At 55.8% G+C, this 12,231-nt stretch carries 11 protein-coding genes; 5 read left to right on the plus strand and 6 right to left on the minus strand.

Features of this window, described 5'->3' with window-relative positions:
* From ABWO67_RS15780 to ABWO67_RS15805, 6 genes are all read right to left on the minus strand, one after another.
* A partial coding sequence (locus tag ABWO67_RS15780) for an ABC transporter ATP-binding protein (RefSeq protein ID WP_353153208.1) occupies positions 1 to 407 on the minus strand: 407 nt, incomplete at its 3' end.
* Positions 408 to 416: 9 nt separating this feature from the next.
* Positions 417 to 1,217, minus strand: coding sequence for an ABC transporter permease (locus ABWO67_RS15785; protein ID WP_353153210.1), 801 nt, complete (start codon positions 1,215 to 1,217; stop codon positions 417 to 419).
* Positions 1,218 to 1,226: 9 nt separating this feature from the next.
* On the minus strand, positions 1,227 to 2,054 hold the full coding sequence (locus tag ABWO67_RS15790) for an ABC transporter permease (RefSeq protein WP_353153212.1): 828 nt from the start codon (positions 2,052 to 2,054) through the stop codon (positions 1,227 to 1,229).
* Between the two features lie 18 nt (positions 2,055 to 2,072).
* Positions 2,073 to 3,086 (minus strand): ABC transporter substrate-binding protein, encoded by a 1,014-nt coding sequence (locus tag ABWO67_RS15795; protein ID WP_353153214.1) that lies wholly within the window; start codon positions 3,084 to 3,086, stop codon positions 2,073 to 2,075.
* A 61-nt stretch (positions 3,087 to 3,147) separates the two neighbouring features.
* A complete protein-coding gene (locus ABWO67_RS15800; protein WP_353153216.1) occupies positions 3,148 to 4,146 on the minus strand; it encodes a LacI family DNA-binding transcriptional regulator in 999 nt (332 codons plus the stop codon).
* Between the two features lie 154 nt (positions 4,147 to 4,300).
* On the minus strand, positions 4,301 to 5,728 hold the full coding sequence (locus ABWO67_RS15805; RefSeq protein WP_353153218.1) for an NAD-dependent succinate-semialdehyde dehydrogenase: 1,428 nt from the start codon (positions 5,726 to 5,728) through the stop codon (positions 4,301 to 4,303).
* Positions 5,729 to 6,328: 600 nt separating this feature from the next.
* On the opposite strand from ABWO67_RS15805, the gene ABWO67_RS15810 reads away from it, so the two are divergent.
* From ABWO67_RS15810 to ABWO67_RS15830, 5 genes are all read left to right on the plus strand, one after another.
* Positions 6,329 to 7,801 (plus strand): TolC family outer membrane protein, encoded by a 1,473-nt coding sequence (locus ABWO67_RS15810; RefSeq protein ID WP_353153220.1) that lies wholly within the window; start codon positions 6,329 to 6,331, stop codon positions 7,799 to 7,801.
* Between the two features lie 34 nt (positions 7,802 to 7,835).
* Positions 7,836 to 8,054 (plus strand): hypothetical protein, encoded by a 219-nt coding sequence (locus tag ABWO67_RS15815; protein ID WP_353153222.1) that lies wholly within the window; start codon positions 7,836 to 7,838, stop codon positions 8,052 to 8,054.
* Positions 8,054 to 10,231: a type I secretion system permease/ATPase gene (locus tag ABWO67_RS15820; RefSeq protein ID WP_353153224.1), complete on the plus strand. Its 2,178-nt coding sequence runs from the start codon at positions 8,054 to 8,056 to the stop codon at positions 10,229 to 10,231. Before ABWO67_RS15815 ends, ABWO67_RS15820 begins: the two co-directional genes overlap by 1 nt.
* On the plus strand, positions 10,228 to 11,595 hold the full coding sequence (locus ABWO67_RS15825; protein WP_353153226.1) for an HlyD family type I secretion periplasmic adaptor subunit: 1,368 nt from the start codon (positions 10,228 to 10,230) through the stop codon (positions 11,593 to 11,595). The genes ABWO67_RS15820 and ABWO67_RS15825 overlap by 4 nt, the downstream gene beginning before the upstream one ends.
* Before the next feature lie 19 nt (positions 11,596 to 11,614).
* A partial coding sequence (locus ABWO67_RS15830) for a response regulator transcription factor (protein ID WP_353153228.1) occupies positions 11,615 to 12,231 on the plus strand: 617 nt, incomplete at its 3' end.

Below are 12,231 nucleotides of genomic sequence, written 5' to 3' on the forward strand. Positions count from 1 at the left end.
CGTTTCTTTTCAAGCCCATTCAATCGAACGAGATCCACCAGTTCGCCCACCGCCTTGCGCCGTTCTTCCGCTGGTACGCCCCTGACGGAAAGCCCATAGCCGATGTTGGCCTCGACCGTCATTTGCGGGAACAGGGCATAGCTTTGGAACACCATGCCTACACCGCGTTTTTCCACCGGACGCGAAGTGACGTCCTGGTCACCGAACAGGATGCGGCTTCCTGCGTCTGCGGACTCAAGGCCGGCGAGCAAGCGCAGTAGCGTGGTTTTGCCGCAACCGGATGGGCCCAGCAGTGCAACGACTTCGCCAGGTTCAATGTGCAGGTTGGTAGGCCGCAGGCCTTGCGTGCCGTCTGCGTAGGTTTTTGCGCAGTCAAGAACGTCAACGCTGATTTTTTCTAAATCCATGAGGGTTTCCTAGTTTCCGTAGCGCTTTTGTACAAAGTTCGCAATTGCCTGGAGCATCCACAGGATGGGCAGAATGACGACGAAGAACACAAGCGTGTAGGCAGAACCGATCTCCAGCCGCATCGAGGCGTAGCTGTCCGCCAGGCCGACCGGTAAGGTTCTGGTAAGAGGGGTATGTAGCATCCAGGTCAGGTTGAACTCGCCAATAGACAGCGTGAAAACCATGAGCGATCCAGCCACGATCGCAGGAAAAACCGCCGGCACGAGCACGCCGAGAAATCGTTGCGGAAAGCTGGCGCCCAGTGTGCGAGCCGCCTCTTCGATGGCAAGCAGTTCATGGCGCTGGAAGGCCGAAGCGACCGTGCGGACCATGAAGGGCAGGGTGAAAATGATGTGACCAACCAGGATGAAAAAGAAGCTTTGCCGGAAAGCCGTCATCTGGCCGTAGACCAGAATCAAGGCCAGCGCGGTTGCCAGTCCGGGTACCGCGACGGGCAGCGTGATCAGCTCTTCAAAGGCGCGCGCGGCGCGCGACTTGCTGCGGGCCAGCGCATAGGCGCAGGGTACGCCAAGAATCAGGGTGCCTGCGACACAGGCCAGTGCTATCGCGATGGACCAGCCGACAGTGCCGCCATAGACCGCCCAGACTTCTTCCAGCCAACGGGTAGTCAGTCCGCTTTTGATGCCGGTGCTGTAGTTGTTGACCAGGCCGGCAAAGACGGAAAGCAGCATGGGGGCCAGCATGAAGATGCTGACTGTGACGGTAATGGCGCACAGTATCGGCGCACGGTTATTGGTAATTTGCGTCATCAGGATTTCCTAGCGTGCTGGTGAATATCCACCCAGGATCCGGGCAACGAAAAGCACTGCCCAGGTGATCAAGCCTAGTGAAATGGACAATGAAGCGGCCAATGCGAAGTTGGCGTAGTTGGTGAACTCGTTGTAGATGGTGATAGGAACGACTTCGAATTTACTGGCCAAGGTGAACGCGGTGCCGAATGCACCCATGGCCGTGGCAAATACGATGGCGCCGCAAGCAATGGTTGTTGGCGCCAGTTGAGGCAACCAGACATCGCGGGTAATTTGCAGTTTTGAAGCTCCCAGGGCGCGGGCAGCTTCTTCCAGTTGCATGTCCATGGCTTCGGCCGCTGCCGTGTAGGTAGCAACGGCCCGCGGCAACGAGAAGTACAGATAGGCTAGAAACAGTCCCAAAGCGCCGTAGGCGAAGGTGATGCGACCCATTCCCAGGGCATTGGTCAAATCGGCCACCAAGCCTTGGCGGCCGCCCAGCAAAATAACGAAAAACCCCACAATGACACCAGGAAAAGCCAACGGTAGCGTCAACAGCGACAGCAGTATTTGCCGTCCGCGAAATCGTCGGCGCGCCAGGTAGATGCCGACGGCCGCGCCAATACCCAATGTTGCCAGCGTTACCAAGAGCGAGAGCACGACGGTATTGACCATGCTTTCGATGTAGCGCGGATCGGTCAGCACCACGAAATAGGTGGACCAGCCTTGTTCCGCTGGCAGCGTGATAAGCCGCACGACCGGCAGCAGCCAGAATGCGCAAAAGAATGCGGCTGCCGGTGCCATGCACGCCAATACGATTCTGCGCGGGCTACCGAAGAAAGATGTTTTGGTGTTCATATGAATGTGGTGTTCTGATTAGCGTACTTCTTTTAGATAGCGATCCGAAAAGCTGCGCTGTACTTCGGCCATGGTGTTGTAGTTGACCGTTTTGGCGCGGGCATATTCCGATGCGGGAAGAAATTGCGCTTCTACATCTTTTGGCATGGCGCTGGCGCGTACTGGGCGCAAGTAAGCGCGTGCCCAGATAGCCTGGCCCTCGTCGGACATGACGAAGTCCAATGCTTTCTTGGCATTGTCGGGGTGCGGTGCGTTGGCGACCAGGCTCATGACGTAGGGAACGACAATCGTGCCTTCTTCAGGGATCACGAAAGCCACATTGGCTTTGTCCTTGTACTTGGCGCGGTATGCGTTGAAGTCATAGTCCAGCAAAATGGCAATTTCACCCGACAATACGCGTGCATAAGAGGTTTGCTTAGGAACGATGGGCTCGTTCTCTTGCAAGGCCTTGAAATAATCAATGCCGGGCTGGAAGTTTTCCAGCGTGCCGCCCAGAGCCTGGTTGGCAGCGACAGCGCCCACATAGCCCGCGAAAGCGGACGAAGGATCCAGGTAGCCGATCAGGCCTTTGTATTCAGGCTTGAGCAGATCTGCCCAGGATTTAGGTATTGGCTTGCCGTGAAGCGCATCCACGTTCACCATGAAGCCCATGGTGCCGGAGTGGGTCGTGAACCAGTTGCCTGCAGGGTCTTTCAAGCCGTCGGGGATATCGTCCCATCCGGCTGGCTGGTAAGGCGCGACGACACCGACTTTTTGCGCCTGAAAGGCAAATGAGACGCCAAGATAGACGATGTCGGCGACAGGATTGGATTTTTCCGCCACCAGTTGGGCCAAGGCCTGGCCCGAGTTCTTGTTGTCAGCGGGAATGTTAACGCCAGTCTTGTCTTTGATGGCGCGTAGCTGGGTGCCCCAGTCAGCCCACTCGGTAGGACAGTTGTAGCAAATGGCGTTCTGAGCCAGGGCGCCGCCGCCGGCGGTAAGTCCGATTGCCAGCACGCTGGCACGGGCGATGCGATTGAATAGTGAGGACATACGATCTCCAAAAATAGGAAGGTGTAGGGAGCTGCACTGCTGTGCCTGCTCGGCGCAGGCGTTAAGGCGCGGCGTGTGCACAAGACTCGCCATCGCGAAAGGTGTGGGGCAAGGTAATGCTGGCCGAAGCATCAGGCATGGTTCCGTGCGCAATAGCATCAACCAGCAGGGCGACGCTGCGTTGGCCTATTTCCTGGTTGGGTTGCACGACGGTGCTTAGCGTGGGCGTCAGGTCTTCACCGATTTGAATGCCATCGAAGCCTGTGACGCTAAGGTCTTCGGGAACGCGCAGGCCGCTTAGATGGGCGGCCCGTATGGCGCGGATGGCCAGTAAATCGTTAGAGCAGATCAGGGCGGTTGGGCGGTTGTCTGATTCAAGCGCGCCGGAAATTTGTTCTACAGCGGCTTTGATGAACGGAACTTCAATAAGCGGCCATGGCTGCAGCCCGGCGCTTTCCATACCATTCAGGAAACCGGCATAGCGTTGCTGAGCACGGTCAGAGGCACTGCGTTGGCCGCAAACCATGGCAATTCGTTGATGCCCCAATGCCGCCAGATGCTGGACCACGGAGGCCAGCGCCTGTGTTCCCGCCACTGAAATACAGGGGTGTTCGGTATGACTGTTGTACGCCAGCACATAAGGGAGTTGCACGGAATGGAGGTGGTCGAGCGCTTTAGATGAGGCCGGATCCGAAACGACCAGAATGATGCCGTCCACGCCGCAGGCTTGCAGATTTTGGACTATGCGCTCTTCCTCGTCGTCCTGGTAATTGCTGGTGAACGGCATGATGGAATAGCCGTTTAACGCTGCCGCCTGTGCTATGCCTTGCAGGCATTCTGCGAATACCGGGTTGATCAAGGTAGGAAGAACAACGCCCAGGACACGACTGCGTTGCGTACGCAAGGTGCGTGCGCTGGCATTCGGATGGTAGCCAAGATCACGTGCGATTTGTTGTATGAGTTCGCGCGTAGCCGGGCTCACCTTCTCTGGAAAATTGAAGGTTCGCGATACGGTGGCGATGGATACGCCAGCTTTTTTTGCGACAGTCAAAATGTTCATCTAGGCGGCTTAATATGCGATGTAAACGTTTACATTTTATATTAAAGCATCAAAATATGACATGTCGGTGACAGCTGGACAATCGGCCTATATGGATTTTCGGTTGGCCGGCTTAGCCAAGAATGAGTCTAAGCCGGTGTTTCGTCTGCGGATTTTAGACGTGCGTAACGAACTTGGTAACCAGGTAACCGTCGAAGGTTTCCGAGCCGCCTTCGCTTCCGATACCGCTATCTTTAATACCGCCGAATGGCGTTTCGGGCAAAGCGCTGCCGAAGTGGTTGATGTTTACCATGCCGGCTTCCAGGTTGTTTGATACCTTGGTGGCTGTTTGCAAGGAATTGGTAAACACATACGACGCCAGGCCGAAGGGCAGGGAATTGGCACGCTTGATAACGTCGTCCGTGTCGGAAAACCGCGCAATAGGAGCGATGGGGCCAAATGGCTCTTCGGTCATTAGCATGGAGTTTTCGGGCAGATCGGTGACGACGGTGGGCGAGAAGAAATGGCCTGTACGGTCCAGAGGCTCGCCGCCCAGTATCACTTTGCCGCCGAGTTCAAGGGCATTTTCGACGAACTTGGTCATGGTGGGAACACGTCGCGCATGCGCCAGCGGGCCCATTTGGGTTTCCGGATCCAGACCGTCGCCGACTTTTACCGTTTTAAGCACATCGACGAAACCTTCGAGGAATTGGTCGTAGACCTTGTCATGTACATAGAAACGCGTGGGTGAAATGCATACTTGGCCTGCATTTCGCACTTTGAAACGGGCGAGCAGTTTGGCGGCGCGGTCGATGTCTGCATCGTCGAACACGATAACAGGGGAATGACCGCCTAACTCCATGGTCACGCGCTTCATATGCGCGCCAGCCAGCGAGGCAATATGCTTGCCCACAGGCACCGAGCCTGTGAACGATACTTTGCGCACGATGGGCGAGCGGATGAGGTAATCAGAGACTTCGCTGGGCACGCCCCATACGATATTCAACACGCCAGGGGGCAGGCCGGCATCGTGGAACAGACGGGCAATCGCCATGACCGCGCTAGGCGAATCTTCGGGACCTTTCAGAATGATCGTGCATCCGGCACCGATAGCGGCGCAGACTTTACGGATGGCCTGGTTGTAGGGGAAGTTCCAAGGTGTGAATGCAGCGCAAACGCCAATAGGCTCGCGCAATACCATTTGGCGGATCTCAGGGCTGCGTGGAGTAACAATACGGCCATAAATGCGGCGGCATTCTTCGGCATGCCAATCGGCGTGGTCAGAACACGAAATAATTTCGCCTACCGATTCGGCTAATGGTTTGCCTTGGTCGAGCGTCATGTTGCGGCCGATTTCCTGGGCACGATCGCGGGAAAGCTGACCGACTTTGCGCAGGATTTCCGAGCGTTGCATGGGAGAGCTGTGGCGCCATGTTTCGAACGCACGCGCTGCAGCCGCTAAAGCGCGATCCAGGTCGGCTTTGGTCGCATGGGGCAAATGGCCTAGTACATCAAGCGTAGAGGGATTAGTAACCTCTTCTGTTTTCCGGCCTTCACCTGTAACAAATTCGCCATCGATATAAAGTGCTAAAGATTCATACATTGGAAATTCCCATTTGATAAAAAATGATGCATAACAGCCTGTAGTCTTACCCCCAGAGCATACCGTTTATTACTCATTTAAGCCTACAGCAACTCATCAATACGGGGGATGGACAATTGACAATTTTTAAACATTTACCGCTAGAATCATTTGATAAATAAAGATACAATACGGACACCATTTGGAACGGCTATGGCCGCCAAGACGGTACGGCATTAGTCTCGGGAATCCGCAGCGCCGTTTTATCCAGACGCAAGGTTATGCTTCAAGAATATGGGTCAGAAGCCCATAGCTCCGCCTTGCCAAGAGTGGCGTTTCCATGATGGCTACTATGTATCTGTCTCCGTGCTCTTCGGTGCTGGGCCCTTCATTTCGGCCGAAACCCGCGCAACACGCTTTCTGCTTTTCAATTCCATTGTTTTACCAATATATGCATACCGTGGCTAGTGGGCCACCTATGTTTATTTGTCGTGCCCCTATCAAGCGGCTTCACGACCACGCCTAAATCCTTCAATACAAACGTGATGTCCGTGCGCTATTACCAAAATAAACATAATTGCGCTGCGTGAGGTCCGATTTTCAGTTCCAGGAGAGATCTTCATGAGCTTGTCCAAAATACTACAAGGCGTGGCGTTGGCCGGCGCCGCTTCAGTAACTTCTGTAGCGTTCGCACAGTCCAGCAACATGTCCGAAGTGGTAGAGCGCACAGTCATTTCCAATCCCGAGGTTCGTGCACGATTCCAGGACTTCCAGTCAACAATGGAAGGGCAGAACGTGGTTCAGGGCGGTTTGTTGCCCGAAGTAACGGCGCAGGGCTGGGTAGGGCGCGAATGGCGCGGCAGCACATCGGAAACACAATCTGATCGCTGGGGCCGTAGTGGCTACAGCCTGCAGTTGCGCCAGTTGTTGTTCGACGGCTTCTCGACGATCAACAATGTAAGGCAGCTGGGCTTTGAAAAGCTGTCTGGTTACTACGACCTTCTCGCTACGGTCGATAACCTGGCTGCCGAAGCCGCTAATGCTTACTTCGATGTCCAGCGTTTTCGCGAAATGGAACGTCTCGCACGCGATAATTTCGGGGTTCACCAGGATACGCTGGGCCGGTTGCGCGAACGGCAAGAGTCCGGCGTAGGCCGTGGTGTCGACCTCGAGCAGGCCAATGGCCGCTTGGCGCTGGCCCAATCCAACTTGATGACTGAAAGCAATAACTTGAACGACGTCAATCAGCGCTATCGCCGCATTGTGGGCGAATACCCCACAGCTACCTTGCTGGATGCGCCTGACGTCGCTGGTTATCTGCCTAAGGATCCCAAGGATTTCATGCCATCCTTGCGCAGCAGCCCCGTTATTCTTTCCAAGCAGGCGCTGGTTCAGGCCGCGGAAAAAGGCGTGTCGTCGGCCAAGGGAAGGCATGCTCCTACGCTGGAATTCCGCGCCGCTACCGGTAAGGATCGCGACCAGCCCGGCACACCTTTCCGCGACGCACAAAGCTCTAACGTGCAACTGGTGCTGTCTTATAACCTTTTCCGCGGCGGCGCCGACCAGGCCCGTGTACGCCAAACCACTGCGCAGAACTATGCCGCCCGTGACGTACGCGACTACACCTGCCGTAACGTCCAGCAGGACTTATCGGTTGCCTGGAACAACATTATGAAGCTGCGCGAGCAGATGCCTTTCTTGCGTGAGCACGAAATGGCCACCTCCAAAGTACGCGCCGCATACATGCAGCAATTCCAAATCGGCGAACGTTCGTTGCTTGATTTGCTCGATACCGAAAACGAACTTTTCGACTCGCGCCGCGCGCTGGTCAATGCTCAGTACGACTTGAAAAAAGCGGAATACCGTTGGCTGGCTTTGTCGCATCAAGTTCTGCCTGCCGTTTCTTTGTCGCAGCCATATAAGGATGCCCCTGAAGAAGCAAGCAAGCTGGACTTCCCTGAAGAAAGCCTGACCGCATGCCTGACCCCAGCGCCTGATACCCGTAATCTTGCGCCGGTCGATATGGTGTACCGCGACGGCATGTTGCCACCTACGATCAAAACGCTGGACACGACCGCGCCTGCCAAGAACTAGGTTCCTGGGGGGTATCGCAGTAAAGGAGATAGGTTTGGATCAGGACGAACCGCAGGAAACGGATCTTTCAGCACTCGATGCGGAGTTCATCCGTGTGCTGGAAGACCTAATTGACGCGCTATTGGCCAATGGTTCTTTGCGTCTTACCGATTTGCCGCCCGATGCCCTGGCCAAACTGAGTCGGCGTAAACATGCCCGCAAGCGCTTGCGGGACTCGCTCGATTTAATACAAGATGAGGACAATCTGTTCTGATGGATGGCATTGCTGATACACCTGGACAGGCCGCAGCCGAACAGGTCTCGCCTCACCTGATCCACGACGACCCCTTATTGGGCTGCCTCGTGGAGCTTACCCGCGTACACGGAAATCCCTGCTCGGCCCAGGCCTTGACAGGGGGCTTGCCATTGGTGGACCACAAACTCACCTTGGCCTTATTGCCACGCGCGGCTGCGCGTGCGCATTGTTCGGCGCGATTGTTGCGACGCAAGCTGGACAACATGCCGGCGGCGCTGCTACCGGCCATTCTCGTGCTCAATGGCGGGCGGGCGTGCCTGTTGCTGGAAGCGGGGCAGGGTTCTTATCTGGTGCAATATCCGGAGTCTGGCAGTGCCACTCGGGTTTCAGCAGAAGACCTGCTGGCCGACTACGCCGGCCTGGCGTATTTCGTAAAGCCTTTGTTCCGGTTCGAAGCGCGTGCGCGCGAAACCAGCAAGTCACGCAGTAAACACTGGTTCTGGGCGGTTGTGTTCGAGAACTGGCGCTTGTACCGCGACGCCCTTGTCGCCGCCGTACTCATCAATATTTTTGCGCTAGTCATGCCGCTGTACACCATGAATGTGTACGACAGGGTAGTGCCTAACAACGCCATTGAAACCTTGTGGGTGCTGACTATAGGCATCGCATTGACGATGGTGTTCAACTTGGTGTTGACCAGCATTCGCGCTTACGTTGTCGACACCGCAAGCAAGAAGGTCGACGTCAAGCTGTCGGCGCAGATCATGGAGCGTGTGCTCGACCTGCGCATGGAAAGTCGGCCGGTGTCGGTGGGATCGTTCGCCGCCAACTTGAGGTCGTTTGAATCTGTGCGCGATTTCATTGCCTCTGCCAGCCTGACTACGCTGGTCGACTTGCCGTTTGTACTGCTGTTTCTTGCGGTATTGGCCTGGGTTTCGCCCTGGATGATTATTCCCCCGGTGATAGCAATTGTCGTTGTGTTGATCGTATCGTTCGTCGCGCAAGCCCGTATGGAGCACTTGGTGACGGAGTCATTCCAGGCCAGTGCCCAGCGCAATGCGGGTTTGGTTGAGTCGCTGTCGGGATTGGAAACCATTAAAACGCTCAATGCGCAGGGGACTTCGCAGCGAAAGTGGGAAAGCTCCACTGAGTTCCTGGCCCGTATCGGCGCCCGTATCAAGCTCATTTCATCGGTTACCGTTTCGTTTGTACAGACCGCCCAGCAACTGGTCACTATTGCCGTTATTGTTATCGGCACTTTCCTGATCCAGGATGCGGCATTGTCATTGGGCGGCATCATTGCTTCGTCCATGATTGCAGGTCGTTGCCTGGCGCCACTGGGGCAGGTGGCCGGGCTGATGATGCAGTACCAGAATGCACGTACCTCGTTAGGCTCCATCGATAATTACATGAAAATGCCGGTTGAACGCCCGGCTGAAAAAACATTTGTACCCCGGCCTTTCCTCGCTGGCGATATCGAATTTCGCGATGTCAGCTTCAGTTATCCGGGCGTCAGTCAGCCAGCATTAAGCAAAATCAATCTCAAGATCAAAGCTGGTGAAAAGGTGGGGATTATCGGCCGTATCGGATCGGGTAAGACGACGCTTGAAAAACTGGTGTTGGGTTTGTATGCGCCTACTGAAGGCGCAGTGCTTGTCGACGGTATTGATATCAAACAAATTGATCCGGCCGACTTGCGTCGTGCCATCGGCTATGTACCCCAAGATCCGGTCTTGTTTTATGGCAGTCTCAAGTACAACCTGACGCTGGGCGCGCCCTTTGCCGAAGACGACCATATGCTGGAAGTCGCTCGTATTGCGGGCATTGAGGACTTCGCCGCGAGCCATCCTGACGGCTACGACATGATGATAGGTGAGCGCGGTGATTCGCTGTCTGGCGGCCAGCGCCAGTCGGTTGCGGTCGCCCGTGCCCTGATCAACGACCCGTCCATATTGCTACTGGACGAGCCCAGCAGCAATATGGATAACCAGAGCGAAGCGGCACTTAAGCGTCGGCTGAAAGAGGCCGCGGTAAGTAAGACTATGGTCTTGATTACCCATCGCACTGCATTGCTCGAACTCGTTGACCGGCTGATCGTGATTGATAATGGCAGAGTCATGGCCGATGGTCCCAAGGACCAAGTCGTGGAGGCCTTGCGGCAGGGCCGTATTGGCCGCGCCAAAGGGGCTGCATGATGTTCGGGTTTTATCGCCACTTGTTCCCGTTGGTATTGTCGTTAAGCAATTCCCAGGTTTCCAGCCGAAGCGAAGCCGACAACGTGGATGCCCACCAGGCCATCGGCCAGCAAACGGCCCGTGGTTCGCGGATACTGCTGTGGGTATCGCTGTTGACCGTTATCGCCCTGATCATATGGGCGGCGTGGGGCTATATCGATGAGGTCGTGCGCGGCGAAGGCAAGGTTGTGCCGTCGCGCCAAGTGCAAATCATACAAAGCCTGGATGGCGGTATTGTTGAAGAAATCCTTGTCAAGCCAGGTCAGTCGGTCGAGGTCGGCGAAGTATTGTTGCGCATAGACCCGACGCGATATTCATCATCGCTAGGCGAAAACCATGCGGAATTCATGGCGCTGACTGCCAAGGCAGCGCGGCTTGAGGCTTTGGCCACCGGCGAGATCTTCAAGGCGCCTGAAGACATTCTTGCCGAAGCGCCGCAAATTGTCGAAATGGAGCGGCGTGTGTGGGAAACCCGTACGCAAGAATTGAACGCTGCCGTAAAACAGGCGCAAGACCAGCTCAAGCAGCGTCAGCAAGAGCTGCGCGAGACCCAGGCCAATCGTGACCAGGCTGCGTCGGGTTGCGGGCTGACTTCGCGCGAACTGCAAGTAACCCGTCCCTTGCTGAAAAGCGGTGCGGTGTCTGAAGTCGACCTGCTGCGCTTGCAGCGCGAGGTGGCCCGTTATTGCGGCGAAGCCAAGGCCGCAGGCGCTCAAATTGACCGTATTCACGCGGCCATACAAGAGGCTGAAAGCAAAATCGAAGAGTCCGAGCTCACCATACGTAATCAGGCTCGAGTGGAATTGTCTGAAGTACGCTCCAAACTGTCGACGCTGCACCAGGGGCAATTGGCCTTGGTTGACCGCGTAAAGCTGGCAGAAGTACGTTCGCCAGTACGTGGCACCATCAAGACGCTGATGGCCAATACCGTAGGGGGCGTTGTCCAGCCAGGTAAAGATATTCTGGAAATCGTGCCTACCGACGATTCCTTGTTGCTGGAAGTACGCATCAACCCACGCGATATCGGATTTTTGCACTCCGGGCAGCAGGCTGAAGTGAAGTTCACTGCTTATGATTTTTCTATCTATGGTGGGTTGGCGGGCAAGATCGAACAAATTGGCGCCGATACTATTACAGATGAAAAAGGCAATTCTTTTTATATCGTCAAGGTAAGAACCGACAGAGCCTATGTAGGCGACGACGCCCGGCCCATCATTCCCGGAATGGTTGCCGAGGTACACATTTTGACGGGCAAGCGCACGGTAATGCAGTACTTGCTTAAGCCGGTATTGCGAGCGAAATCCAACGCTTTTACCGAACGTTGATGAGGGTATAGAGGTGCTTATGCAAGCTGTTCCTGTGTTGTTGATGACTCATGATGATGCGCTGTGGCAGCACTGGCGTCAGCTTGACTCGGCCGCATGGCTGCCTGCGCGCGGGCAAAGCCTGCTAGACCTGGCACGCTGGCGCGCCCAGGGCCGTAGCCTGGTTGTCCTGGATGCAGGCATGCCCCGCCTGCCAACCTGGAGCGACCCGGCCTGGACCGACAGCATGCGCGATCTGAAGTTAGTGGTGGCCAGTATGCGAACCAGCGATGAAGAAGGCAAGCAAGCCTTGGCCGCTGGCGCCAGCGGCTACGTACACGCCTATAGTCCGACCCAAAGCCTGGGTACTGTGCTGCAAACGATAGCTGCGGGCAATGTGTGGCTGGGGCCTACCTTGCTTGCCCGGCTGCTGCGCGACATCGATCAACACATGCCTCAGCAGGGCGAGTGGGAAGCAGGCCTTACCGTGCGTGAAAAAGAGGTTGCCAAACGCGCTGCCATAGGCCACAGCAACCAAGCCATTGCCGATGCCCTGAATATTACTGAACGCACCGTACGTGCCCACTTATCGGCCGTATTTGAAAAGCTGGGCGTAACGGATCGTTTGTTGCTGGCACTGAAAGTGCACGGCATTAA

It is taken from the genome of Pollutimonas bauzanensis, assembly GCF_040393045.1.
GTDB classification, from domain to species: Bacteria; Pseudomonadota; Gammaproteobacteria; order Burkholderiales; family Burkholderiaceae_B; genus Pollutimonas; species Pollutimonas bauzanensis_A.